General features: G+C 50.3%; 24 protein-coding genes. 8 read left to right on the forward strand and 16 right to left on the reverse strand.

Annotation, left to right across the window (positions count from 1 at the left end):
• Positions 1 to 13 precede the first annotated feature (13 nt).
• Positions 14 to 1435 carry a nicotinate phosphoribosyltransferase gene (locus U8U01_RS08540; protein ID WP_322173503.1) on the reverse strand — a complete coding sequence of 474 codons (1422 nt, stop codon included), beginning with the start codon at positions 1433 to 1435 and terminating at the stop codon, positions 14 to 16.
• 378 nt (positions 1436 to 1813) lie between these two features.
• Between U8U01_RS08540 and U8U01_RS08545 the strand changes: the two genes are divergently transcribed.
• The gene (locus tag U8U01_RS08545; RefSeq protein ID WP_322173348.1) at positions 1814 to 2011 is read left to right on the forward strand and encodes a hypothetical protein; all 198 of its coding nucleotides are present in this window, start codon (positions 1814 to 1816) and stop codon (positions 2009 to 2011) included.
• A gap of 135 nt (positions 2012 to 2146) precedes the next feature.
• Complete coding sequence (locus tag U8U01_RS08550; RefSeq protein ID WP_322173350.1) at positions 2147 to 3256, forward strand: AI-2E family transporter; 1110 nt, start codon at positions 2147 to 2149, stop codon at positions 3254 to 3256.
• A 4-nt stretch (positions 3257 to 3260) separates the two neighbouring features.
• Here the strand turns inward: U8U01_RS08550 and U8U01_RS08555 are convergent, their stop codons facing one another.
• From U8U01_RS08555 to hflX, 12 genes are all read right to left on the reverse strand, one after another.
• Positions 3261 to 3755: a kinase gene (locus U8U01_RS08555; protein WP_322173351.1), complete on the reverse strand. Its 495-nt coding sequence runs from the start codon at positions 3753 to 3755 to the stop codon at positions 3261 to 3263.
• A 71-nt stretch (positions 3756 to 3826) separates the two neighbouring features.
• A complete protein-coding gene (argF, locus tag U8U01_RS08560) occupies positions 3827 to 4735 on the reverse strand; it encodes an ornithine carbamoyltransferase (RefSeq protein WP_322173353.1) in 909 nt (302 codons plus the stop codon).
• Positions 4736 to 5908 (reverse strand): aspartate aminotransferase family protein, encoded by a 1173-nt coding sequence (locus tag U8U01_RS08565; RefSeq protein WP_322173355.1) that lies wholly within the window; start codon positions 5906 to 5908, stop codon positions 4736 to 4738.
• Positions 5909 to 5923: 15 nt separating this feature from the next.
• Positions 5924 to 6775, reverse strand: a complete 852-nt coding sequence (gene argB, locus U8U01_RS08570) for an acetylglutamate kinase (RefSeq protein ID WP_322173356.1) — start codon at positions 6773 to 6775, stop codon at positions 5924 to 5926.
• 15 nt (positions 6776 to 6790) lie between these two features.
• Entirely contained in the window at positions 6791 to 7123 is a 333-nt protein-coding gene (locus U8U01_RS08575; RefSeq protein WP_322173358.1) for a hypothetical protein, read from the reverse strand.
• Positions 7120 to 8334, reverse strand: coding sequence for a bifunctional glutamate N-acetyltransferase/amino-acid acetyltransferase ArgJ (gene argJ / locus U8U01_RS08580; protein ID WP_322173360.1), 1215 nt, complete (start codon positions 8332 to 8334; stop codon positions 7120 to 7122). The genes U8U01_RS08575 and argJ overlap by 4 nt, the downstream gene beginning before the upstream one ends.
• 25 nt (positions 8335 to 8359) lie before the next feature.
• On the reverse strand, positions 8360 to 9400 hold the full coding sequence (gene argC / locus U8U01_RS08585) for an N-acetyl-gamma-glutamyl-phosphate reductase (RefSeq protein WP_322173362.1): 1041 nt from the start codon (positions 9398 to 9400) through the stop codon (positions 8360 to 8362).
• Between the two features lies 1 nt (position 9401).
• A complete protein-coding gene (gene argH, locus U8U01_RS08590; RefSeq protein WP_322173365.1) occupies positions 9402 to 10787 on the reverse strand; it encodes an argininosuccinate lyase in 1386 nt (461 codons plus the stop codon).
• The gene (locus tag U8U01_RS08595; RefSeq protein ID WP_322173366.1) at positions 10784 to 11338 is read right to left on the reverse strand and encodes an NUDIX domain-containing protein; all 555 of its coding nucleotides are present in this window, start codon (positions 11336 to 11338) and stop codon (positions 10784 to 10786) included. The genes argH and U8U01_RS08595 overlap by 4 nt, the downstream gene beginning before the upstream one ends.
• A gap of 15 nt (positions 11339 to 11353) precedes the next feature.
• Complete coding sequence (locus U8U01_RS08600) at positions 11354 to 12580, reverse strand: argininosuccinate synthase (protein WP_322173368.1); 1227 nt, start codon at positions 12578 to 12580, stop codon at positions 11354 to 11356.
• A 298-nt stretch (positions 12581 to 12878) separates the two neighbouring features.
• A complete protein-coding gene (locus U8U01_RS08605; RefSeq protein WP_322173370.1) occupies positions 12879 to 13451 on the reverse strand; it encodes a hypothetical protein in 573 nt (190 codons plus the stop codon).
• 2 nt (positions 13452 to 13453) lie between these two features.
• A complete protein-coding gene (gene hflX, locus U8U01_RS08610; RefSeq protein WP_322173372.1) occupies positions 13454 to 14713 on the reverse strand; it encodes a GTPase HflX in 1260 nt (419 codons plus the stop codon).
• A gap of 109 nt (positions 14714 to 14822) precedes the next feature.
• Between hflX and U8U01_RS08615 the strand changes: the two genes are divergently transcribed.
• Positions 14823 to 15392: a uridine kinase family protein gene (locus U8U01_RS08615; protein WP_322173374.1), complete on the forward strand. Its 570-nt coding sequence runs from the start codon at positions 14823 to 14825 to the stop codon at positions 15390 to 15392.
• 119 nt (positions 15393 to 15511) lie between these two features.
• On the opposite strand, the gene U8U01_RS08620 is transcribed toward U8U01_RS08615, so the two are convergent.
• Together U8U01_RS08620 and U8U01_RS08625 are read right to left on the reverse strand one after the other, a co-directional pair.
• Entirely contained in the window at positions 15512 to 17155 is a 1644-nt protein-coding gene (locus tag U8U01_RS08620; RefSeq protein ID WP_322173376.1) for a putative ABC exporter domain-containing protein, read from the reverse strand.
• Positions 17152 to 17868 (reverse strand): ABC transporter ATP-binding protein, encoded by a 717-nt coding sequence (locus U8U01_RS08625; RefSeq protein WP_322173505.1) that lies wholly within the window; start codon positions 17866 to 17868, stop codon positions 17152 to 17154. Before U8U01_RS08625 ends, U8U01_RS08620 begins: the two co-directional genes overlap by 4 nt.
• A gap of 294 nt (positions 17869 to 18162) precedes the next feature.
• Here U8U01_RS08625 and U8U01_RS08630 point away from each other — a divergent pair, with 294 nt between their 5' ends.
• Positions 18163 to 18390 (forward strand): helix-turn-helix domain-containing protein, encoded by a 228-nt coding sequence (locus U8U01_RS08630; protein ID WP_322173378.1) that lies wholly within the window; start codon positions 18163 to 18165, stop codon positions 18388 to 18390.
• A gap of 72 nt (positions 18391 to 18462) precedes the next feature.
• Here U8U01_RS08630 and U8U01_RS08635 read toward each other — a convergent pair whose 3' ends face one another.
• The gene (locus U8U01_RS08635; protein ID WP_322173380.1) at positions 18463 to 19794 is read right to left on the reverse strand and encodes a hemolysin family protein; all 1332 of its coding nucleotides are present in this window, start codon (positions 19792 to 19794) and stop codon (positions 18463 to 18465) included.
• 365 nt (positions 19795 to 20159) lie between these two features.
• Here U8U01_RS08635 and nifJ point away from each other — a divergent pair, with 365 nt between their 5' ends.
• From nifJ to U8U01_RS08655, 4 genes are all read left to right on the forward strand, one after another.
• Positions 20160 to 23831, forward strand: coding sequence for a pyruvate:ferredoxin (flavodoxin) oxidoreductase (nifJ, locus tag U8U01_RS08640; RefSeq protein WP_322173382.1), 3672 nt, complete (start codon positions 20160 to 20162; stop codon positions 23829 to 23831).
• Positions 23832 to 24073: 242 nt separating this feature from the next.
• The gene (locus U8U01_RS08645) at positions 24074 to 25189 is read left to right on the forward strand and encodes a helix-turn-helix domain-containing protein (protein WP_322173384.1); all 1116 of its coding nucleotides are present in this window, start codon (positions 24074 to 24076) and stop codon (positions 25187 to 25189) included.
• Positions 25186 to 26094 carry an ABC transporter ATP-binding protein gene (locus U8U01_RS08650; RefSeq protein WP_322173385.1) on the forward strand — a complete coding sequence of 303 codons (909 nt, stop codon included), beginning with the start codon at positions 25186 to 25188 and terminating at the stop codon, positions 26092 to 26094. The genes U8U01_RS08645 and U8U01_RS08650 overlap by 4 nt, the downstream gene beginning before the upstream one ends.
• Positions 26087 to 26875 (forward strand): ABC transporter permease subunit, encoded by a 789-nt coding sequence (locus U8U01_RS08655; protein ID WP_322173386.1) that lies wholly within the window; start codon positions 26087 to 26089, stop codon positions 26873 to 26875. Before U8U01_RS08650 ends, U8U01_RS08655 begins: the two co-directional genes overlap by 8 nt.
• The last annotated feature ends 12 nt before the right edge of the window (positions 26876 to 26887 follow it).

Here is a 26887-nt window from a genome sequence, read left to right on the forward strand (position 1 = left end):
CCAGCCCAAATTGTCAATAGTTTTTTTCTGAAAGCATTCGGTTTTTTTCATCCCACAACTGTTGAGAAAGATCAACATAGTAATTATGGGGATTTTCAAACCGCGTGACCTCCTCCCATAGGGAGTCCACCTGTGCAGAACAGTAAGCTTTAATAGCATTTAGGGCCCGAGGTGTATAGATACACGCTCCCTCCTTAAATATCTGTGTCATAAGTGGTACCGCATGGAAGTTCTCTACCGTCTTACGTTTCCATGTATGGTTAGGGTCAAATAACACATATGGTTTCTCTTCATCAATGATCTCATCGTGCATCGTTACCACATCGGCGATTGCCTTGTCAGTTTCTTTATCAAAAAGTCGCCAGACGCTCTTAAAACAAGGGGTAGTAATTTTCGTCACATTCTCGCTAATCTTGATGCGGGGCGATACCGTTCCATCAGGGTTCTCTACCCCCACCAGTTTGTATACGCCGCCAAATACAGGTTCTGAAGAAGACGTAATCATCCGCTCACCCACGCCAAAGGAGTCCACCTTAGCTCCTTGGATGAGCATATCCCGGATAATATACTCGTCTAACGAGTTAGAGGCACAGATAGGGCAGTCTTCAAACCCCGCGTCGTCCAACATTTTGCGAGCTTTACGGGAAAGATAGGTAATGTCACCGCTATCAATACGGATACCCTTGGGTCTGAGCCCTTTAGGCCCCAGTACCTCCTGAAACACCTTGATGGCATTAGGTACACCAGACTTCAACACATTATAAGTATCTACCAGAAGTACACAATTATTGGGGTATGCCTCTGCATAGGCTTTAAACGCCTCATATTCGTTTCCAAACAATTGGATCCAACTGTGTGCCATAGTTCCCAATGCCGGAACGCCAAACATTTGGTCGCTCACTGTACAAGCTGTACCTGCGCAGCCACCAATATACGCTGCTCGCGCCCCATATATCGCGCCGTCAAACCCCTGTGCCCTACGGGAGCCAAACTCCATCACGGCACGACCCTGGGCAGCCCGGACAATGCGGTTAGACTTTGTAGCGATCAAACTTTGATGATTGATACATAAAAGTACCATAGTTTCAATAAATTGTGCCTGGATCGCTGGGCCACGGACAGTGACGACAGGCTCGCCAGGAAAAATTGGGGTACCCTCCGGGATAGCCCAGACATCGCAGGTAAAATGGAAATCTCTCAGGTAATCCAAGAATTCAGGGCTAAACATATGCCTGCTAGCCAGATATGCTATGTCCTCTTCGGAAAAATGTAAGTTTTTTAGGTACTCCACCAGTTGTTCTACCCCTGCCATAATCGCAAAGCCCCCGTTATCCGGGATTCTGCGGAAAAACATATCAAAATAGCATACTGTATCCCGAAAGCCTTCCAAAAAGTACCCGTTGGCCATTGTCAACTCATAAAAGTCAGTCAACATAGTCAGCTTTCGGCTGGAAAAATCTCCGCTCACTCTGATCTTCCTTTCGTTTTCCGTTTTTTACCACCATTATACCATACTTGTCAATAGTGGTATCCAGGTTCATTCTACATACTTTAGGCTATTATATCAGCCAAAGATAGTAAAGTATAGCTGTATTTTGCTATTTGAGAACTATGCTAAATTATTTTAAGAAAAGGGGTTGATTTTTAATTAATGTTCAACTATAATATGTAATTAAGGAGAATTTATTACAAACATGATTTTTTTATCCAACGGTAAACGGGGAGTGAATGCATTATGAGGCTGAGAGGGCAACCCTTGGGCACTAAAAACCTTATTGGTGCCAGAGTGGAAACCGCGCGGAAAAATCAGAACATGAAACAGAAAGAACTGCTAGCCCAATTGCAGGTCCGCGGGGTAGATCTAAATGCCTCTGGCCTGTCTAAACTAGAGGGACAGATTCGTTATGTTACTGACATGGAATTATTGGCCCTTGCGGACATTTTAGGTGTTTCTGTTATGTGGCTGCTCACCGGCCTAGACAGTAAAGATAAAGACTTCAAAGTTAACTAAAAATAAACCTTATACGTAGTTTCGCGCGGGTTTGGCCGAAAATAGCCGGGCCCGCTTTTGCTATCTACACCCACCTCCTATGTTCCTTACGTATATTCCTCTTGAAAACTTCCATATTAATCAGCAGTATTGCTTATGGAGGAAAACACCATGTTTCAAACCTGGGAGTGGAAACGCTTTATACCACTGGCCCTGTTTTTTGGAGGGTATACGCTACTTTTTCTATTATGGCGGTGGACTTTCCTGTATTCTCTTCCCTTCCTTCTGGGCCTGCTTACCGCCATAGCCGTACAACCTATTATTCAATTTGTCCAAGACAAGCTACATCTGCCGCGAAAAGCAGCCGCAGGAGGCGTCACAGCACTAACACTTATTCTTGTGCTGGCCACAATGGCCTTGCTATGTGCCTATGGTATCAAAGAGCTAACCGCGTTTCTGATCCGGGCAGCCGAAGGTGGGTTTCCTGCATTCTCTCCGCCAGTCCGGGCATTCTTTCAACAGGCCGGCGAGTTTTTCCAGCGTCTACATCTGCAAGCTGGAAACTGGAAAGAATTAGCAGAATTTCTAAAAAGCAGTGCTGGGCTTGCCCTTACCGCCTTGAATAGCCTGCTGGGCTTGCTAACTTCATTGCCTACCCTACTGGCCATGCTATTAACGACAGCTTTTTCAGCTTTTTTCATTGCAAAGGACTTCTCTCGTCTGCAAGAATTTTTTTTCTGCCTATTTCCTCGCCACATCATAGAACAGTTAAAACATGGGCTTAAAAACTCTTCTGGGACAGGCCGTCGCTATCTACTTTCCTATACGCTTATATACTTTATTAGCTTTTGTGAGGCTTTTGTAATCCTGTGTATCCTGCGGCTTCCCTATCCCCTGCTTACTGCTGCTCTCACCTGTGTGGCAGATGTACTGCCCGTGCTGGGACCTGGAATTGTTTTTACCCCTCTGGCAGTATACCAGTTGTTAATTGGCCAGTATGGCCGTGGTTTGGGGTTAATGGTAGGCTGGCTGGTCATGACCTGCGTACGGCAAATCGTTGAACCAAAGCTGGTAGCTTCTACAGCTAAAATGCATCCTCTGGCAATGGTTGCGGCAGTGTATTTTTCTTTAGCCGCAAAAAGTGTTTGGGTTCTGCTCTATACCGTTGGCTTATTTATGCTGTATGCCTTTTTGCGGAGCGCTCATATACTGCCCTCGTTACGCGCTGAAAAAGAACTAGATGACGGGCAACCGGCTGACCTGTAAACACTTATACCATTGCTGCCCGGTAAATCATATCCACCACTTGTTCAATCCCCATCTCTTTGGTTAAGATGGTTTCCGGTATACTGCCAATAAGGTCTTTTTCCAACCACCAGTCACGCATTTCTTTCTCGCCAAATGCATCTCGGTTAGCCCGTGTCTGGTGGCGCCGAAGGGTTTCTTCGAAGGGAATATCATAATAATATGCAAAGATATTTTCCCTGTAAAAGGTTGCCGCCCGTTCAAATAACGGTGCATACCACTCTGCATGGAAAATCCCCTCTAAAATCGTAACCGGGACACGTTCCCAACCGTATTCCAGTAAGCCTATCAGCAGCGGGATGGCAGGATTCTCTGGGCCGTCTTTCACCAGCAGCATTTCACGACGCACCATGTCTTGAGAAATCAGCAAAGTATTCCTTCCAATTTTCCGTTGAAGTGCCCTGGCGACCGTGGTCTTGCCACTACCAGAATTTCCCCGTAGGATAATCAACTTTTTCATTCACTCACTCCTATCCGTTCATAGTGCCTCGTTATCTGCATAAGGCCTATGGATCAAGCCAATTTATTGTTTTACTTGCGCCCCATAGTCATTACCATTACTGCCTTTTGCGCATGAAGTCGGTTTTCCGCCTCTTCAAAGATAAATTGGGCATTTGCCTCAAACACTGCCTCCGTAATCTCCTCACCCCGGTGGGCTGGCAAGCAATGCTGCACCATTGCATCAGAGTGGGCCTTTCCCATAATCCTATCGTCAATGCAGTAACCGGCGAAGGCCGCCTCCCGTTTTGCTCTTTCTTCTTCCTGCCCCATAGAGGTCCATACGTCCGTAATTACCACATCTGCATCTTTGGCAGCCTGCATCGGGTCGTCCGTCAGTTCAAAACCAGCATATTGTCCGGCAAAGTCCAAAATCTCTTTAGGCGGACGGTACCCTTCTGGACAAGCCACAGATACGTTCATACCAACCTTTAGACCTCCAACAATCAGCGAATTCATCATGTTGTTACCGTCACCAATAAAGCTGAGTTTCAGCCCATCCAGCGAACCCTTGAATTCCCGGACTGTCATCAAGTCGGCCAACACCTGGCATGGATGGCAAAAGTCTGTTAGGCCATTGATGACTGGTACACTTCCAAATTTTGCCAAATCCTCAACCTCTTTTTGCGCAAAGGTACGAATCATAATGCCATCTACATACCTGGATAAGACTCGTGCGGTATCTTGTACAGGTTCTCCCCGGCCAATTTGGGAACCTTCGGCCCCTAACACGACCGCGTAGCCCCCCAACTGATTGATACCAACCTCAAAGGAAACCCGTGTCCTGGTAGAGGATTTCTCAAAAATCATGCCCAAACACTGGCCCTTCAAATGGTGATGCTGGATGCCGTGCTTGGTTTCATATTTCAACTGGTCAGCCAAGTTGAGTGTTTCAATGATCTCTTCACCGGTCATATCCAACAGTTTTAACAAATGTTTCATTCAGTTTTCCTCCTGCAATACTTGGGAAAATCGGGCAAGCCCTTCGTCTATTTCTTCCAATGTAATTGTTAATGGCGGCAAAAAGCGGATCAATTCCTTCGCGGTAAGCACCAAAAGTCCTTGCGCCGCACAGCGTACTAACACATCATGAGCCTGTTTCTCCCTAAGCTGGATACCCAGCATCAGCCCCTGTCCCCGCACCAGTTCCACCTGCGGCATGGCCAGCAATTTTTCTGTTAGGTAAGCCCCTTTTTTCTGCACAGCCTGCAAAAAAGATGGATCGCTGACTCGCCGGATTACCTCTCTGGCACCGGCACACACCACCGGATTGCCGCCAAACGTAGATCCCTGCTGACCAGGCCTTAGAATATCCCGCAGCTTTTCATCGACTAGGCAGGCACCAATAGGCAGACCACCAGCAAGCCCCTTAGCCGTGGTCACAATGTCTGGTTGAACCCCCAAGCCCTGATAACTGTAAAAATGCCCAGTACGTCCTACTCCCGTCTGTACTTCGTCAATAAGCAGCAACACATCCTGCTCATCGCAAAGTTTGCGTATGGCTTGTACAAAGTCTGGGGCAATAGGTGCTACACCGCCCTCACCTTGAATGGTTTCCATTAACACCCCGCAGACAGATCCATCCAGCATGGCGGCGATACCTTCCAGATCGCCAGCACTGGCGTAAAGGAACCCTTCTGTTAATGGCAGAAAGTCTTTATGGAAAGCATCCTGTCCGGTTGCTGCCAATGTAGTAATTGTGCGCCCATGAAAAGAGTTCATAAGCGTGACAATCTTATTCGCACCTCTTTTTTCTCCATACTTTCTGGCAATTTTAATAGCGCACTCATTTGCCTCAGCCCCGGAGTTGCAGAAAAATGCCTGCGCCATTCCCGCTATCTGGCATAGTTCTTGTGCCAACGCAGTATTTTCTGGGGAATAGTAATAATTGCACAGATGCTGAATCTCTGCCGCCTGCCTTGCCACGGCAGCGGCCCACTGAGGATCGCTATAGCCCAAACAGTTTACGCCAATCCCAGAGGTAAAATCAATATATTCCTTCCCCTGGGAATCCCAAGCACGGGCGTTTCTGCCTTTCACCAGCGCAATATCCACCCTGCCGTATGTATGCATAATGTATGCCTGTTCCTGCCTTTTGATCTGCTGAAAATCCAATGTCCTCTCCCCCAATCAATAAAACATGGTGCCAATGCCCTCATCGGTAAACAGTTCCACTAGAATGGAATGGGCTATACGCCCATCAATAATATGAGCACGCCCGACGCCCCGACGCACTGCATCCACGCAGCAGTCAATCTTAGGTATCATCCCCCCACTGATAACACCTTCTTTCTTCAAACGGCGCACATCACTGACATTCACCACAGGAATAATTGTATTTTCATCCCCCTTATCCTGCAAGAGGCCCCGTACATCTGTCATCAATATCAATTTCATGGCCCCAAGTTCAGCGGCAATCCGGGCTGCGGCTATATCCGCGTTAATATTATAAACTTCCCCATGATATCCAGCGGCCACCGTAGATACAATAGGAATGTAACCATTTTTAGCGGCATTACAAAGGATATCCACATTTACCTCTCGGATTTCCCCCACAAAACCCAAGTCTGTCTCCATCTGGTCCGCTTTCAACAGAGAGCCGTCCAATCCGCACAGCCCAATGGCCTTGCCCCCGGCATCCTCTAAAAGTTGCACCAAATCTTTATTTACCTTGCCTGCTAACACCTGCTGCACTATATCGATGGTTTCTCGGTCAGTATAACGGAGTCCACCTACAAATTTGCTTTCTTTGCCAATCTTTTTCAGCATTGTGTTAATCTCTGGCCCACCACCGTGAACCAGCACTACATTAATACCTACCAGTTGCATCAGCACAATATCGCTCATTACGGCTGACTTCAACCCGTCATCCAGCATGGCATTGCCGCCATACTTTACTACCACCGTCGCACCGGCATATTTCTTGATATATGGCAAAGCCTGTACCAAAATATTGGCCCGCTCACTGTTTGATACCTGCATGAATACTCACCCTTTTTACGCAACGTCCGCTATGTTTGTCCAAGCCATCAGCATGGCGACAACCACCAATACAAAGAAACCAACAATAAAGAAATTAGCAACAATTCCTCCCAACAGCAGCCTCCGCCACCGATTGGTTGTTCTGTGCCGGGTCACAAAGTGGCAAGCAATGCCCAGCAGCAGTATGAGAGCCGTAATCACTGCAGCCGCAGGTTCCAGAAAAACCAGCCCAATGGCAGTTAGGCATAAGACCACAAATACTATAAAGTTCCCTGCCAGCAGCATAAACATGACCGCAGCGGCAACATCCCAAGGCGTTTCAACTTTCAATGGCCTATTCATCTTCATGAACGATAATCCGCATTGATCTTCACATAGTCATAGGTCAAGTCACAGCCGTAGGCCTCCGCTGATATAGCCCTCATATGTAGGTCGATTAGGGTTTCCACCTCTGGCTGTGAAATCACTTCCAACGCGTGTTCCTCCGAGAAATCCATCACCATACCAGCCTGGCAGACCATCTCCTGCCCTTTGACCGAGCGGAATGTGACATCAATTTTATCTACATCCACATATACTCCAGCATAGCCTATGGCACAGAGAATACGGCCGGGGTTGGCATCGTTCCCAAACATAGCTGACTTGAACAGGCTGGAGGCGCTGACACTACGGGCTACCGTGCGGGCGGTATCCAGATCCGGCGCACCTTCTACCCGGACAGTAAGCAGCTTTGTCGCCCCCTCACCGTCCCGAGCCAGCATTTTAGCAAGCTTTCGGGCCACCGCCTCTAACCCGGCGGCAAAAGTTTCAAAGTCTGCTCCTTCAGCAGAAATCTCCGGGTTGCCTGCTGCCCCGTTTGCCAGTACTAAGAAAGTATCGTTGGTAGAGGTATCACCATCCACACTAATCATGTTATAAGTACGGTCTGCCGCCTGCTTAATTGCCTTTTGTAACATTTCAGGAGAAATAGCGCAATCGCTTGTCATAAAGCTTAGCATGGTAGCCATGTTGGGATGAATCATACCACTGCCTTTTGCAATGCCGCCGATTTTCACCTTTTTACCGCCAATCCCTACCATTACTGCCGCTTCCTTCGGAAAGGTATCGGTTGTCATAATAGCGGTAGCTGCCATCAGCGAACCAGTAGGACTAAGGGCATCTTTCAAGGCAGGGGCTGCTATACGGATGGGTTCTGTAGGCAGAGAGGGGCCGATGACTCCCGTAGATGCCACAACAATATCCGTGGGCAAAAGACCCAACACCTGGGCTGCAATGGCACACATTTCCCGCGCCTTCTCTATACCATCAGGCGCACAGGTATTTGCAATACCAGAGTTGCAGATAATTGCCCTCGCTTTGCCGTCGGCGATGTTCTCCTTCGTAACAGCAATGGGCGCACCCTTTACCAAATTCTGGGTATATACTGCCCCAGCCGAACTTTCCCGGTCGCTAAAAATCAAAGCTAAATCTGGCTTTGTTTTATTTTTGCGGATACCACAATGCAGGCCACTGGCAGAAAATCCCTCAGCCGCAGTGACACCGCCTTCAATATATTCCATATGGATTTCTCCTTCCATGATCTTGCTAAAACGCGGGCGGCACCAGTTTCAGCCCAGCGCTCTCTTCCAAAGCAAACATTAAGTTCATATTCTGTACCGCCTGTCCTGCCGCACCCTTCACCATATTGTCAATGGCAGAAATGGCCACAAAGGTACCCGTGCGGGTATCGGTGAACAGGGACAGGTCGCAGAAATTGGTATAACGCACATTTTTGATATTTGCTACCTGGCCCGCAGGCAGCAAGCGGACAAAGTATTCGTCCATGTACCTTTTCTCATAAACAGCCCGCAGGGTTTCTTCTGTCACACCAGGCTGCAATCGGGCATAGCAGGTAGCCAGGATACCCCGGCTTACGGGAAGCAGATGAGGCACGAATGTTACCTGTATGGACTGGCCGCTAATGCGGCTAAGGGTCTGTTCAATCTCCGGGGTATGCCGGTGGCTGGCGACTTTATAGGCGGTAAAACCCTCGTTTAGTTCTGGGAAATGATTCTGCTGTGTAGGCTTACGGCCCGCTCCAGTAACACCAGACTTGCAGTCGGCAATGATACCTGCCGGATCAATTAACCCAGCCGCCAGTGCCGGTACAAGCGCCAGCGGTACCGCCGTAGTATAGCAGCCTGGGTTAGCAATCAGCTTTTTCCCTTTGATCTGCTCCCGAAACAGTTCCGGTAAGCCGTACACGGCTTTCCTGTGGAGGGATTTATCAGTAAAAGTACCGCCGTACCACTCTTGGTAGGCTTGTTCGTTTTCCAAACGGAAATCCGCGCCCATGTCGATAAACTTCTTACCGGCAGCCATGCAATCCGCTGCCAGTTTCTGGGAAAGCCCGTGGGGCAGCGCTGCAAAGATTACATCACTTTTTGCCAGCACTTCTTCCTGGGTACCACACACCAGATCGCACAAGTGGTAATAAGCAGGGTACACTTCCGATAGCGCCATCCCTTCAAAGCTGACCGAACTAATCGCTGCCAGTTCCGCCTGGGGATGCCCTAAAATCAACCGGCAAATCTCCGCCCCTGCATATCCTGTGGCGCCTACTACGCCGGCCTTTATCCTCTCCATCTCACGCCTCCATTTTTTTCACAAATTCCAAAACCCGCTGGGCCTGTGCCCGTACATTCTCCGGAGCCGGACCGCCGGGTACTTTTCGGTCCTCAACACACTTATCCAGGGAAATCGCCCTGTATACGCCTTCGTCAAAGCTGGGGCTTATACGCTGGTAATCCTCCAAAGGCAAAGTTTCTAAAGTTAAACCTTTGTCAATGCAGAGCGCCACCAATTCCCCGGTAATTTTGTATGCATCCCGGAAAGGTAAGCCCTTCTCCGCCACCAAATAATCTGCGCAATCCGTAGCGTTGATAAAACCTCCGGCCGCTGCGGCACGCATATTGTCCTCCCGTACCCGCATGGTATCCAGCATGGGAATCAGTGGTGTCAAGCAAAGTTTCAAGGTGTCTACTGCGTCAAACACAGCCTCCTTATCCTCCTGCATATCCTTGTTGTAAGCCAGAGGCAGACCCTTCATCATGGTTAAAAGACCTATCAGGTCGCCAAACACCCGGCCCGACTTGCCCCTGATCAACTCTGCCAGGTCAGGGTTTTTCTTTTGTGGCATAATGCTGGAACCTGTACAGTAAGCGTCATCCAGTTCAATAAAGCGGAACTCCCAACTGCACCACAGCACCAGTTCCTCACATAGGCGTGAAAGGTGCACCATACAAAGTGAGGCGGCAAAGGCTATCTCTGCGCAAAAATCCCGATCTGCTACAGCGTCCAGGCTGTTTTGCGCTGGGGTCGAAAAGCCAAGCAAGTGGGCAGTCAACGTCCGATCCAGTGGGTAAGTGGTGCCCGCCAGCGCCCCACATCCCAGAGGGCATACATCCATCCGCTTAAGGGCATCGTCCAATCGGGAGATATCCCGCAGGAACATTTCAGCATAGGCCATCAGATGGTGTCCAAAGGTAATGGGCTGCGCCCGCTGCATATGGGTGTAGCCAGGCATAACAGAGGTACTATACTGCATAGCTTTCTGGCAAAGCACGGTAAGCAGTTCCTTCATCTGAAACTTGATCCCGGTGCAGTCATCCCGCAAGGTCAGGCGGATATCCAGGGCCACCTGATCGTTCCGGCTGCGGCCAGTGTGCAGGCGCTTTCCCGTGTCACCGATACGAGCAGTAAGCTCCTGCTCTATAAAGGTATGGATATCTTCTGCATCCGGGTCAATGGCCAAAACACCATTGTCTATGTCTTCCCGGATTTTACTTAGTTCCATGCAAATCTTCAAGCTTTCACACTCGTCAATAATACCCTGCTTTCCCAGCATAGTGGCGTGGGCAATGCTGCCCTCTATATCCTGCCGGTACATCCGGCTGTCAAAGGCAATGCTGGAGTTGAAATCATTGGTTCTGGGGTCAGCCTCCTTTTTGAAACGGCCCTTCCAAAGTTTCATGTATTTCCCTCCACTGACAAAAAATCTAGCGCATCGCTACCAGAATGGCCTGTAAACTCTAAGAATGCATCCCGGTAATCCCGCATATGAGCGGTCAAGGATGGCGCAAATTCCCTTGCTCGCGCCATCCTGGTGAATTCTTCAAAATCCACCCATTTGGCGTCGCAAGTTTCCCCCTCCTGAAGTTGTACCCCGTCCAGTTCCACTTCCATATGTACGCCAAAATCCCGGCCCAAATAAGGCCAGCTACAAGAGCACCCCAACAGGGTAATCTGTCTTTCCTCTACCCGAAGGCCCGTTTCCTCATGAAGTTCCCGTATCACCGCATGGATAGGTGTTTCCCCCGCCTGCACATGGCCAGCGGGGTTTTCCCACTTTCCGGGGGCATAACGCTTTTCCATACTACGGCGGGTCAAGAAAATCCTACCGCTTTTATCTACGATCCACATCCCCACAGCCATGCGGTATTCCTCAGGGCCCAAAGGGCTTTCTTTTTCCCGTATGAGGCCAGTTGGGCTGCCATACTTATCGTAAATGTCGATACGCTCCATATACGCGCTCCTTCATTATTTGTCGTAGGTCAGCCCCTTCTTCGCCTGCACCTTGATGGGAAGCCCGAACAGGTTGATAAATCCGGCAGAATCAGCCTGGTTATATACCTCATCCTCATCAAAGGTAGCAATATCCTCGTCATACAGCGAATACGGCGCTGTCACACCAGCATCTATGATATTGCCCTTGTAGAGTTTCAGTTTCACATCGCCGGAAACGGTTTCCTGGGTGGAATCCACAAAGGCGGTGAGGGCCTGCCGTAGCGGAGTATACCACTGGCCATTGTAGACCAAATCAGCAAATTTTAAAGCCACTTGCTGCTTGTAGTGATAAGTTTCCTTGTCCAGGCACAATTCCTCCAGCTTGTTGTGGGCGTGATAGAGGATGGTACCGCCAGGGGTTTCATACACCCCGCGGGATTTCATGCCCACCAAACGGTTCTCAATAATATCTGCCAGGCCGATGCCATTTTTGCCGCCCAACTCATTGAGCCGGGTTACCATATCCACACCGTTTAAGGTTTCTCCGTTAAGCTGGGTGGGAACGCCCTTTTCAAAGTGCAGAGTGATGTAAGTAGGCTCGTCAGGGGCCTCCTCAGGGCTAACGCCCAGTTCCAAAAAGCCGGGCTTATCGTACTGGGGCTCATTGGCCGGATCCTCCAGATCAAGCCCCTCGTGGGAGAGATGCCACAGGTTCTTGTCTTTGGAGTAGTTGGTTTCACGGTTGATCTTTAGGGGGACATGATGAGCCTCTGCATAGGCTATCTCTTCTTCACGGCTTTTAATGTCCCAGATGCGCCACGGGGCTATAATCGCCATGTCCGGCGCATAAGCCTTTATAGCTAGTTCAAAGCGCACCTGATCGTTACCCTTGCCAGTACAGCCGTGACAAATTGCATCTGCGCCCTCTTTCTTGGCAATCTCTACAATGCCCTTGGCAATAATAGGCCGGGCAAAGGAGGTACCCAGCAGATACTTGTTTTCATATACGGCCCCGGCTTTAACCGTAGGATATACATAGTCCTGAATAAATTCCTCTTTTAAATCCAGCACATACAGCTTACTAGCCCCGGTCTTTTTAGCTTTTTCTTCTAGCCCATCCAACTCCGTGCCCTGGCCCACATCACCTGAAACCGCAATAACCTCACAGTTATTATAGTTTTCTTTCAGCCACGGGATAATGATTGAGGTATCCAACCCACCTGAATAAGCCAGTACTACTTTTTTGATTTCTTTAGCCACAAGACTTTCCCCTTTCACGTTTACACAACAAATGCTGTTGATGTTTTGACCTTACTAGGGCTTGTTTGAAAATAGAGGAAATGACGGATTTTTGACCAGAAGCGGTCAGCTTCAAGGAGAAAACCGCAAGTAATACTTGCGTATTACGAGGATTTTCGACGCAGAAGATGGTTGCTTCTGGGTAAAAATACGGCGTTTTCGATTTTTCAAACAAGCCCTATTCCTATTATACACGATTCTCTTTGAAAATCAAGAGAATCCTGAATATTTATTCACGATAATGTAAGTTATATGCATTTTATTCCAAACCGCCGATAATTTCAGGGAACTTTCCCTCAAGGAAATGCCTATATGTTGGGATCTCCCTGGCCGCCATGTACTGTTGTTTGATACAACCATCTAACCAGGTAAGCATACTCTCCGGCAAATCTGCATACCGGCGGATCAGGATCAACCCCGCCTCTTCCGCCTCCAGGATAGCCTCGTAAGCGTCCGGTACGAACTCACAACCAGAAACAGGCACGGGCTGGCCGGTAACAACAGCGTCTGGGATATCTGCTTGGGTTTCTCCGCCAGGCACAGTTTCTACAGCGTAGATGTAGCCGGAAACACCCCGATACGTGTCCTCCAGGGCGTTGGGATAGTATTCATCCAGGCGAGCTAAACCATTATGAAAACCGTAACTGGCCCACTTACGATATGGTGGCTCATAGGGAAAACCCGTTTCATGGCAGTATTTTTCAATGGCATTGGAAAGATATGCCAGTACATTTTCCCGCTTTTTGGAAAAATACACCAAAGGTCGTTCATGCTGGGATATTCTGGGTTCCAACACTTCAATGCAATGGGTTTGGCTTGCATGATAGAACACGGTTATTCCCCCTCTAGCTTATTGATATCATATGCCTTCACCGGGCCATACAGGCGTTGGTCTACCCGGACAGTCAGCCGTAAGCCCTCAGGCGTATATTCCTCATTTAGCACAGCGCCTTCATCCCGTAGCTTTGCCGCGAGCCCGCTTTTGGCAAAAGGCAGTAGCAATTCCACCTCGAAGGTCTTTTCCGACAAATTATCTTCCATCGCCTGCATAAGTTGGTCAATGCCCTCCCCATGTAGCGCGCTGATGTGCACAGCTCCAGACAGACGGGGGACCGCCTCCATATCAGCCACCTTATCCCACTTATTCAGTACCGGAATAACCGGGCTTTCCCCCGTTCCCAGGCTTTGCAGCAATTCTTCTGTTACCCGCAGATGTTCCCCGCACGCAGGGCTAGATGCATCACAGATATTCAGTAGGATATCCGCAGTAGCAGCCTGCTCCAAGGTGGATTTGAATGCTTCCACAAGATGATGTGGTAGCCGCCGCACCAGTCCAACTGTGTCAATTAGCATGATTGTTTTTCCACCGGGTAGTTTTAATGCCCGGGCGGTGGGATCCAACGTAGCAAAAAGCTTGTCTTCCGCCAATACGCCTGCTTGGGTCAGGCGATTCATTAGGGTACTTTTTCCAGCATTGGTATATCCCACAAGCGCCACCGTAACAACGCCGTTTTTCTTGCGGCGCTTTTCCGTGACTGCCCGGGCAGCCTCGCTTTCTGCCAGTTGCTCTTTCAAACTACCAATACGCCGCCGGATATGCCGCCGGTCTGTTTCCAGCTTGGTTTCACCAGGCCCTCGTGTACCAATGCCGCCACCTAAACGGGACAACGCTGCCCCTTTACCTGTAAGCCGCGGCAACATATATCGTAACTGGGCCAGTTCAACCTGTAACTTTCCCTCACGGCTCCGGGCACGCTGGGCAAAAATATCCAAAATCAGCATGGTGCGGTCAATTACTCTTACACCAAATAGTTCCTCAAGGTTACGGATCTGCGTTGGAGTCAACTCCCGGTCAAAGATGCAGATATCCAACTCTTCCCGCCGGATCAAATCGGCAGCTTCAGCCGCCATTCCTGTACCCACACAGGTAGCTGCCTCTGGCGAAGGCCGTTTCTGCGTTAACGTAAAAGCTGGGTCAGCCCCAGCGCTTTCCGCCAACTCACAAAGTTCATCCAAAGAAGTTTCGGCATCGTATTCGCCAGTATCCAGTGCCACTAAAAGGGCGCGTTCACGGTTCTGTTCGTTTTCAAACATGATATCCCTCCTCTATGTATGTATATTGATTGTATATTTATTCTGCCAATTCCCTATTGCAATCTTTTCCGTTCCATGCTACAATGCAAAAAAAGCAGGAGGGATCAGCATGAAAAAACCTTATATCATCGGGATTGCCGGAGGCAGCGCCAGTGGCAAATCCACCTTTTCCAACTGGCTGGAGAATACGCTCAGCGGCCTTGACTTACAGGTATTCCATATGGATAGCTACTTTAAGCCCGCAGAGGTGCGTCCCAAAGCTGCTGCTCCCATTACAGGTAAGGTCTATCTGGATGACAACTGTCCGGAAACCATCTTCCACGAGAAACTGCGGGAGGATCTTGCCCAGGCCGTTGCAGCCGGCCACGATGTGATCTTAGTGGAAGGGCTTTATGCACTGTGGTACGACTGGCTCTATGCCCAGCTCGACTTGAAACTTTTTATTGACTGCCAGGCAGACGAGCGTATAGTACGCCGGTTGAAACGGAACATGACACAATGGGGCTTGCAATTTGACGAGATTGCAGCGGTTTATCTGGACATGGTACGTTACCGGCACCAGCAATACATAGAACCCACCAAATGGCGGGCTGACTTCATCCTCAACGGCTCATCCCCCTCCCAGTTAGCGGGGCAGATGCTGGCGGAACATATTCGCAGCCAGGTCACAACCGATTGATACATCTGCAGGGGAATCTATCATAATATAGAAACAGGAAAAGGTCAAGTAAAAATGTGAAAAAACCGCCGCAAGCACCTAAAAACAGGGCTGCGGCGGTTTCTATTCATCAGCCGATCTTACTTTCCGTTCAGTTCCGCATATTGTAACAAGTTCCTGCACAAGAACATAACTAACAGTGCAATGACAATATTACCGCCCATTACACCCAGCAAAACCCCACAGGCGCCTGGCAGAAACTCCAAGTTCATCACCAGGATGCCCAGCCCTATGCCCGGCAGCGCCAAAAGCATCAGAGCAATAAAGTAGAAGACCATAAGTAGCCCTTTTGAGCGCACGGTTCCAAACACCCGTTCCACCATAATATTACCGGCAGTAAACAGCAACGAGAAGGATATCCGTGCCAGCACACACATCACCGTTTCCACCGGGGAAATGTGCAGGATTAAGCCCACTGGTACAAAAATGACAATCGCCTCAAAGCAGTCTGCCATCAGGGTTTCTGCTGTAGCCCACAGCAGCTTTTTAAGTGGCGGTTCTGGCAGCAGGTAGATAAACGGCTTAGATATCTCCCAACTGAACCGCCCCAGGCCTTCAGAGAACATCTGCATATACGTGCCCATTACAAATACTGCTACAAAGGCCGCAGTATTGCTCTCTTCATCTGCAAACATCATATTGTACATAAATGCGCAGCCAATGATGACTGCTATAAAGATTATAGAAGTCTTGGAAAAGATCAGCATACCTGAACGGCGGTTTTCCAACAGGTGCTTATAAAACAACGTGCTGGCACCCTTTCCTTTTTCTAACCCCGTTTTGCCCAGCCGCACCTTTTTGGGTATGAGCTCAGCCGGCTGGCCTTCCCTCTTAGCTGTTATAGCTGATTGGGCCACCTCAGCACCCTGTAGCACATCCTCATAGTAGTTGTTTTTGTTTTTGACAACCAATATCAAACATACTCCAAAAGCAGCTATAATCAGCAGGGCACAAATACTTATAGACTGGAGGTCATTGGTAAAAACATTGCCAACAAGCCCAGCAACCCAACCAGAAACTGGGAAAAAGATACCAATATCAGATAGATAAGCTGCCCCCGCCTCGAAAGCGTCAGGTAAGCCTACACGGAGCAATTCTTCCTCTGACAACCCGGCTAAGCCGGTAAGGATAGGCACACAACGCAGCAACAAGCCTGCTATAAATGCAGCCGTTATTCCATACACCATATAACGTACCGCCCGCCGGGCATTGTCGCTGCCACTTGTCCGCACATAGGCTGCCATCGCACATACTTGCCCTAAAAACAAGGTAAGGGCATAACCTATTACAATCAGTACCAGATGGACGTACTCTAAGCCGTATGCTGCGTGTAGCCAGCTATACTGAAACAGCAAGAAGAATCCCAGCAGCAGTGAAAGCCCTAACTGCCGTATCAACCCGTAAAACAGAACCTTATTAGGCCGCAGTGGCGAAGGGAACAGCATACTTACATCTGAAAGGGTAAACATAGGGTAATTCCCTGCCCCACCGTTAAGCCCATTGAAAAAGGTAATCAGGAACATCATGCTGTAAAACAATACCATAATGGCGGTTAACTCATACAAGGGGCGTGTATCCATTTCCATACCACCCCCACCAAGAGAGGCCAGCACAAGCATTGCTACCAAAAACACTACATAAAGCAGCTTAGCCGGATGCTTTATACCTTCCCTAAGCTGGTTTTTCAACTTGATGACAGTTAGGTAAACAAGGGGGCTTTTCATGCGCCCACCCCATTTCCATCCGGGGTGTCCCCTTCCGTAATCTGGAAAAACAGTTCCTCCAGGCTCTGTTCTTCGCTGTTATCGTTTAGTTTGGTCGCGGCAAAGCGGCCGTTCATCATAATATTTGCCACATCCCAGTAATCCTCCACACTGTCAATCATATGGGTACTGATCAGCACAGACGCCCCGTCCTGTTTCAACTCCCGGAAAATATTTTTTAGTTCCTTGATGGCATGAGGATCCAACCCAACCAACGGTTCGTCGAACACCGCTACCCTAGGCCTATGGCACAGTGCGCAGGCTATGGATAGCTTTTGTTGCATCCCTTTTGAAAGCTCCTTGCCCAGTTTATCCTTCTTATCCCACAGTTCCAACCGTTCCAAAAGCTGCTGCGAATAGGCTGTATCTTCCACTTTATAGGCCCGTCGGACAAATTCCAGGTGTTCTGCAACCGTAAGTAAATCATACACGGCAGGCATTTCTGGTATGTAGCCTAACTGGCGTTTTGCCTCAATGGTATTATTTTCAACACCATTTATCTCTATGCGGCCAGTAAAACGTAGCAGTCCTGTAATGCACTTAATAATCGTGGACTTCCCAGCACCATTGGGCCCCAGCAAAATACCAATCTGCCCGTCGCCCACGGCAAAACTGATGTTGTCATTGGCAATATTCTTTCCGTACTTTTTCGTAACGCCGCTGATAGAAAGCATAGTCATAATCTCCCTTCTGGAACTTCCCGCATGTCAGCATTTGCGGTCTTTATCCCAACAAAATATTATACTGCAAACCCATCCCCTACACAAGGGAAGTGTGGCAATCGTAAGATATTCGACAGATTTTCTCGCCTCCCTTCCCAACCGTACTTTCAGGAAAACACAGTGCACCTCCCCGGTAGACCCTTGAGTAAGAATAGCACATCAAATGACTTGTGTCAACAACATATCGCTATTTACACAAGGTTTATTCTTTCCTCTATCTCCCTACAATAGATAGGGGTGATAATAATGAAAGCAGAATATAAGAGCCTTTACGAAAAATTTGGGCTGAACGTGGTGTACTACCGCAAGCGCCAAAAGCTGACCCAACTGCAATTAGCCGAACTGGCAGATATCGACCGCAGCCACATCAGCGCCATTGAGTTAGGCAATGTAGGTGTGTCTTTTGACCTGATTTTTAAGTTATGCGAGGTGTTGGAAGTAAAGCCCAAGGATTTGTTCGATTTCCGGGATTGAGTGCGCAAAAAGGCCCTGTGTAACAGGGCCTTTCCTACTCTTAATATATGCGTGGGGATGCGTTTAAGCACCCTATTCGCCTTCCATTTCAGGTGGTTCCTTCACAATATGCAGCCGGGCCAACCGTTGATCGTCCAACTCTAACACCGTTATACGTAACCCGGCCACCTGTACCTGTGGCCGCTCCCCTTCCTTTGGAATCCGCCCCAAAAGCTCCGTCACCAGGCCGGCGATCGTATCGTAACTACCCTCAGGCAACTCTACGCCTGTCAGGTCAGATATCTCGTCAATAGAGGCGGTACCGTCCACAGTAAACTCCGTTTCGCTTACCTGATGGATTTCATCTTCCTCATGGTCATATTCGTCCTGAATGTTACCCACAATGGACTCCACCAAATCCTCCAAAGTCACCAGACCCGCCGTGCCGCCGTACTCATCCACCACAATGGCAATCTGCACCTTGCGCTCGGTAAGTTCAGCAAACAACTGGCTACACTTTTTGGTTTCTGGGATAAAGTAGGCTGGGCGCATCAGCCGGGTAATGTCAGCGTTCTTGGGGATTTGCACCCCCACAAAGGGCAACAAATCTTTCACGTAGCAGATGCCCACCACAGTGTCAATGTCCTCATGGTATACCGGTACACGGGAACAGCCACGTTCCATAGCTACTGCTACTACCTGGCTCACATCCGCGTTGTCTGGCACAGCGGCAATGTCAGTGCGATGGGTCATGGTTTCGCCCGCGGTAGTATCATTGAAGTCCAGGATATTGGCAATCATATCCTTTTCCGTTTCCTCAATAACGCCCTTTTCCTCGCCTTCTCCCACCATTTGTAGAATTTCTTCTTCCGTAACAGCACCATCCAGGGTATGTGGATCAATACGGAAGAGGCGCAAAAGCCCGTCGGATAGCAGACTGGTCAACTGTAAAAAGGGCATTGCCGCCCATGAGAGCCGCCCAATCAACCGGGCATGGCGGTACGCAAAATCCTTAGCATGATGGCGCGCTACCTTCTTTGGCAGCAGGTCACACAGCAGAAAAAAAAGGAACACATATAATAACGCTGCCAGCAAGCAACCCAGTGCCCGACGTAAGCCTACATTGTCCAAAAAAGCCAGTAAATTCCCGGCACGGCTGGCCAGGGCTGTCAGCCAAAAGGAAAGGCCCAGCAAGCCACAAAACAACAGGCCAGATTGGAGCGGGGAAATCACACTGACCTGTGCCTCCAATGCTTGCAGCAGATACCCAGCCTTTTTATCACCGGTATCCGCATCCTTTTTTACTTGGGGGGCAGAAAGGCAGCTTACCGCCGACTCGCCCGCTGCATACAGCGCCGCCAAAAAAGCGAACAGTAGCGCCAGTGCAGTAGAAATTACAAAAGTACTGTCAGGGTCTTCAGGCATATGAGATGAAACTCCTTTCAACATCGGAATTTTATGTATTATGCCTATTGTACTTGAAAAAAACGCGCTTGTCAATTCCTGATAAGCTTTTTTTGCACAGGCTACCAGGAAGTTTTCCATAGCAGCAGGCATTTCCGTTTCCCTGTGATTTCTGAATAAAATTTTTTGCAAAACCACGATTTTCACCTTTACAGAACCCAAAAAAAATGGTAGAATAACAGCGCGAGGGTACAGATATGGTGGCCAGGAACCTGTATCCGGCCTTACGGTAGCTGTCTGTAGCAACAGCCGCAGGGCCGGATACAGGCTCCACCCCTGCCTGTGCCTGTCAGTTTGAGCATCTTAATAAGGAGGAAATCGTTAAAATGCCAAGACAAATGAAGACAATGGATGGCAACACCGCCGCTGCGCATATTTCCTATGCGTTTACCGACGTTGCCGCCATCTACCCCATCACACCCTCTTCTGTGATGGCCGACGAAACCGACAAGTACGCCGCCGCCGGGCGCAAGAACCTGTTCGGCCGTGAGGTGCGCGTCACTGAGATGCAGTCTGAGGCCGGTGCCGCCGGTGCCGTGCATGGCTCTCTAGCCGCAGGCGCACTGACTACTACCTACACCGCTTCTCAGGGCCTCTTGCTGATGATCCCCAATATGTACAAGATCGCCGGCGAGTTGCTGCCCAGCGTCATCCATGTTTCTGCCCGTACCCTGGCAACGCACGCCCTTAACATCTTTGGTGACCACTCTGACGTGTATGCTTGCCGTCAGACCGGCTATGCCATGCTGTGCTCTAACTCCCCGCAGGAGGTTATGGATCTGGGGGCTGTGGCCCATCTGGCCGCCATTAAGGGCAAAGTTCCCTTCCTGCATTTCTTTGACGGTTTCCGCACTTCTCACGAGGTTCAGAAGATTGAAACCTGGGACTACGAGGATCTGGGCGAAATGCTGGACTGGGATGCTGTGGGCGAGTTCCGCCGCCATGCCCTGAATCCTGAGCATCCTGTGCTGCGTGGCCAGGCCCAAAACGGCGACATCTTCTTCCAGGCCCGTGAGGCTTGCAACAAGTACTATGATGCCGTGCCTGCCGTTGTGGTGGATTACATGGACAAGGTCAATGCCAAACTGGGCACTGATTACAAGCCTTTCAACTACTATGGCGCACCTGATGCGGACAAGGTCATCATCGCCATGGGTTCCGCCTGCGAAACCATTGAGGAAGTTATTGACTATCTGGTAGCTGCTGGTGAAAAAGTTGGCCTGGTCAAGGTGCATCTGTACCGTCCCTTTGTAGCGAACTATCTGCTGGACGCGCTGCCGGATACGGTAAAGGCCATCTCTGTACTGGATCGCACCAAGGAGCCCGGCTCCATCGGTGAGCCTCTGTACCTGGATGTATTGGCAGCTATCAACGGCACCAGCTTTGGCGCCTGCCCTGTTTACACCGGCCGCTACGGCCTGGGCAGCAAGGACACCAAGCCCAGCGACATTATCGCCGTTTACCGCAACATGGAGAAGGCTGAGCCTAAAAAGCGTTTCACCATCGGCATTGTGGACGATGTGACCCATCTGTCCCTGGAGGCCACGGAGGATCCGGATACTGCTCCCGCCGGCACTACCAGTTGCAAGTTCTGGGGCCTGGGTTCTGACGGCACTGTGGGCGCTAACAAGAACTCTATCAAGATCATCGGCGACCATACCGATATGTACGCCCAGGGCTACTTTGATTACGACTCTAAGAAGTCCGGCGGCCTGACCATCTCCCATCTGCGCTTTGGGCATACCCCCATCAAGTCCACCTATTATATCTCCAAGGCGGACTTTGTGGCCTGCTCCAACCCTGCCTACCTGGACACCTACGACATGGTGCAGGATCTGAAGAAAGGCGGCAGTTTCTTGCTGAACTGCGCTTGGGATGCCGAAGAACTCAATGAGCGTCTGCCTGGCAAAGTCAAGAAGTTTATCGCAGATAACGAGATCAACTTCTACACCATCGACGGCTTTAAGATTGGTAAGGAAATTGGTCTGGGCACCCGTATTAATACCGTGTTGCAGTCCGCTTTCTTCTCCATCGCTAAGATCATCCCTGAGGCCGATGCCATCCAGTATATGAAGGATGCTGCTCAGAAATCTTACGGACGCAAGGGCGAATCCGTGGTCAAGATGAACCATGACGCTATCGACGCTGGCGCTACCGGCTATAAGAAGGTAGACGTGCCCGCTGCCTGGAAGGACGCTGTGGATGACTCCGTGAAGAAAGTTGCCACCGGCAGCCGCCAGGATCTGGTAGATTACGTCAACAATGTGGTATTCCCTGTCAACTCCTTCCATGGTAAGGATCTGCCTGTTTCCACCTTTGAAAAGTATGCCGATGGCACCTCTCCGCAGGGCACCGCTGCCTACGAAAAACGTGGTGTGGCTGTGGATGTCCCCGAGTGGATCCCCGAAAACTGCATCCAGTGCAACCAGTGCTCTTACGTCTGCCCCCACGCGGTTATCCGTCCTGTGGCTATGACTGAAGAAGAGTTGGCCGCCGCTCCCGAGGGCACCAAGTCCAAGCCCATGACCGGCGTACCGGGTATGCACTTTGCCATGGTCATTTCCACCTTGGACTGCACCGGGTGTGGTAGCTGCGTTACTACCTGCCCCGCTAAGACCAAGGCCCTGCAAATGGCCCCCATCGACTCCCAGCGTCCCCAGCAGGCCGTGTTCAATTATGGCATCGACCTGCCTACCAAAGAGGCTGTAGCTGAGAAGTTCAAGGAAACCTCCGTGAAGGGCAGCCAGTTCAAGCAGCCCCTGCTTGAGTTCTCCGGCGCCTGCGGCGGTTGCGGCGAAACGCCTTACGCCAAGCTGGCTACCCAGCTATTTGGCGATAAGATGTTTATTGCCAACGCCACCGGCTGCTCCTCCATTTGGGGCGGTTCCGCACCTGCCACGCCCTACACGGTCAACAAGAAAGGCCACGGCCCCGCTTGGGAGAACTCCCTGTTCGAGGACAACGCCGAATTTGGTTTGGGCATGGCTTTGGCCCAGAACGCCGTACGCGGCCGCCTGGCTGAACTCACCGAAAAACTCATTGCAGTTGACTATGTTGAGCAGGAAGTAAAGGATACCGGTAAAGCCTGGCTGGAAACCATGACCGACAGCAAGGCCAACGAGGCCGCTGCCGAGGCATATATCGCCGCCTTGGAGTACAGCCGTGCCTCTATCGATTGGACGATCAACTTCTGCAAGTCTGACGAGGCTGTTAAGGCATTTGGCAGCAAAGAGGCCGCCGATAAAATGCTGGCCCATCATGAGGCCCGCAAGGCCGCTGGCGATCAGTATTGTGACTGTGAGGCCTGCACCCTGTGCAACGAGATCTTGAAGGATAAGGATTACCTGGCCAAGAAGTCCGTGTGGATTCTGGGCGGCGACGGCTGGGCTTACGACATCGGCTTTGGCGGCTTGGATCATGCCCTGGCGTCTGGCGAGAACATCAACGTACTGGTATTCGACACCGAGGTGTACTCCAACACGGGTGGGCAGGCCAGCAAGTCCACGCCCTGTGGCTCTGTAGCACAGTTTGCTGCTACCGGCAAGGCCACCAAGAAGAAGGATCTGGCTGCCATTGCCATGAGCTACGGTTATGTGTACGTGGCCCAGGTTGCTATGGGCGCTGACATGAACCAATGCATCAAGGCTTTCCACGAGGCCGAGAGTTACAATGGCCCCTCCATTATTCTGGCTTACGCTCCCTGCATCAACCACGGCATTAAGGGCGGCATGGGTGTTTCCATGACCGAGGAGAAGAAAGCTGTAGCCGCTGGTTACTGGCATAACTTCCGCTTTGACCCCCGCCGGGCTGACGCTGGCGAGAATCCCTTCCAGTTGGACAGCAAGGAGCCTTCTGCCTCCTACCGCGACTTCATTATGGGCGAAGTGCGTTACAACAGCCTGACCCGTTCCTTCCCGGAGCGCGCCGAAAAGCTGTTTGCCAATGCTGAGAAGTTTGCCGAGGAGAAGTACGCCAAGCTGAAGAAGATGGCGGAGTAATTCCTGGTTACAAATAAGCATCTGATTGCATGATAAAAGCCCGTCCAGGGTAACTGGGCGGGCTTTTCTGTTCATCAGGCCGCTGCACTATTCTGACTATTCTGTAAGTATGCACTAAGTTGCCTGTTAGGCAACTTTTTTAATTAAAATATCCCATCCGTCCCTTGCTTTCCAGCAGCAAGTGTCCTATACTGGTAACATAACTTCCCCACAAAATGCATTACAGCGAGGTATGCATCACAATGAAAGAGTTACGTATCGGCCAAGTGCTGATGGAACAACGCCGCCAACGTGGCATCACCCAGGATCAGCTTGCCGAGTACATCGGCGTTTCCAAGGCTGCTGTTTCCAAGTGGGAAACCTCCACCACCTACCCTGACATCACGCTCCTCCCTCTGTTGGCGACCTTCTTCAACATCAGTATCGACGAGTTGATCGGCTATGAGCCCCAAATGACCCCCAGTGACATCCGCCACCTCTGCCGGGAACTGGCCGCAGACTTCTCCCACAAGCCTTTTGAAGAGGTAATGGACCGATGTAGGGAAATCGCTAAAAAGTTTTTTTCCTGCCCCACCCTGCTTTTCCAACTGGGCTGCCTGTATGTAAATCACTGCCAAATGGCCGGCCAGCCACAGTTGGTTTTTGCTGTGCTAGAAGAGGCAATAGCCCTATTTGCCAGGGTGCGGGAGCAAAGCGATAACACCAGCCTACAGGAACAGGCCCTTAATATGGAGGCCCTTTGCTTGCTGGAACTAGGTCGGGCCCAAGAGGCTATCGAACTATTGGCTCCCCCTGCCCCCCTACGCATGGCTCCTGATCCCCTGTTGGCTATGGCTTATCAGCAAACCGGACACCCCGTAGATGCCACACGTGTTTTGCAGGCCGGAATTTATCAGGTTCAGGTTGAATTGCTGGATATGCTCATCCACTATCTCTGCCTATGTGACTCAGCGCAATCCTTTCATGAAACCGTACGGCGTATTCTTACCCTAGCAGATTGTTTCCATCTGGAAAGCCTCCATCCTGGTATGCTGTTAACCGCTTATGTGCATATTGCGCAAGCCTATCTGCAATGGGACGAGCCGGAAAACGCCCTCTCCACATTAGAGAACTATGCCCGCCTGGCCCAAAGTGATATTTATCCCTTGCAGCTACATGGTGACAGCTATTTCACCTTGTTAGACGATTGGCTGGAAGAAAACCTCCCCTTAGGCAATAGCCCGCCGCGGGACGTTTCTCTTATCCAGAAAAGCATTGTCGATGCTTTGGAGTTACCAGTGTTCCAAGTGCTCCAGGGAAATCCACGCTATCAGAGCATTCTTCACACACTGAAAAAAGAAAAAAGGAGCAGTATATGAATGCTGTAGTATTGACAGATCTGTCAAAAACCTACCCCGGCGGTAAAACGGCAGTGGACGGCCTCAGCCTGTCCCTGCCGGCCGGGGAAATCTTCGGCTTTCTCGGCCCTAATGGTGCCGGAAAGACCACCACTGTTAAGCTGTTGATTGGTATGCTTACACCCAGCCAAGGATGCTGCCAGGTATTTTCACTTGACCCTGCACAAGAACCGGAGCATATCCACGCGCTTTCCGGTGTTGTAACCGAGCACGCCCAAATGTATGACCACCTGACTGGCATGGAAAACCTGTTGTTCTATGCCTCCCTATGTGGCCTAAGCACTGCCGAAAGCAGTCAGCGTGCCAACGCTCTGTTGGAGCAGTTAGAACTGTCCGATGCCTGCGACCGCCGGTTGGCTACCTATTCCACTGGTATGCGGCAACGTCTGTCTTTGGCCCGCTCCTTGCTGCACCAGCCGAAAATACTTTTTCTGGACGAGCCCACTTCCGGGCTCGACCCGGAAAGTGCCCGAAATGTCCATGAAATGATCCGCCGGTTGGCCGCAGAGCAAGGCATTACCGTATTCCTCTGCACGCACCAGTTACGCTATGCCCAAGAAATATGTACCCGCTATGGCCTCATGTCCCAGGGCCGCCTGCTGGCTGAAGGCACGCTGGAGGAACTTCGCAAAAAAATCCACAGTTCTATGACTGTGTGCGTGCAGGCACAAAATATGCCCCAGGAATTCCTTCCCCACCGCACTGGCCGGGATACCTTTGAGATTCCCATTACTACCGAAAAGGATATCCCCCGTCTGGCTGGCCGTATTACCCAAAACGGCGGGGCGTTGTACCACCTTTCTGCACGCCTGCCCTCACTGGAAGAGATTTATTTTTCCTTAACAAAGGGGGATAATCATGGATAAGCGTATCATTGCCATTATCAAAAAAGATATCCGAGGCATGGTTTCAAACAAACGGATGCTTACCACACTGCTGGTCGTACCACTGGTGCTGACAGTCTTTGTTCCCAGTATGTTCATTCTCACATTGTGGTTCTTTCCCGGCGAGGGCGCGGAACTGCTGAAAATGTTAAAGATGCTCCCTCTTTCTATCACTGGGGAAGGCGAATTCCCCGTTTTGGCCGGACTGTTGCTAAATTACCTGATGCCCGTTTTTTTCCTGCTCATCCCCATTATGGCCGCATCCGTCATGGCAGCCACTTCCTTTGTAGGCGAAAAGGAAAAACACACACTGGAAACCCTCTTATACAGCCCGCTTTCCTTACGGCAAATCTTCCGCGCCAAAGTAGCGGCAGCCTTCCTGCTCAGTATGCTGGCATCGGCGGTGTCCTTCGTGGCCATGCTGGCCGTTATTGAGATGGAAACCTCATTACTGGCCCACCGCTTGGTGGTACCCAGCCTAAAATGGTTGGCAGTCCTGTTGCTGGTAGCCCCCGCCATCTCGCTGATTGCCATCACCCTGATGGTACGGGTATCCGCCAAAGCCCAAAGCGTGGAGGAAGCCCAGCAGGGTGCCATTTTCCTGCTGCTGCCGGTTCTAATGTTGCTGATTGGCCAATTCACCGGCCTGTTGCTGGTTAGCGGCTGGCTGCTGGTTGCTATCGGGATAGTATGTGCCGTGCTGGCCGTGTTGCTGTTGCGTCAGGCACAGCGTGGGTTCACCTACGAAAAACTTCTGCAATAACCGTTTCTGCGG

This window comes from Acutalibacter caecimuris (genome assembly GCF_034335085.1).
Classification (GTDB): domain Bacteria; phylum Bacillota; class Clostridia; order Oscillospirales; family Acutalibacteraceae; genus Acutalibacter; species Acutalibacter caecimuris.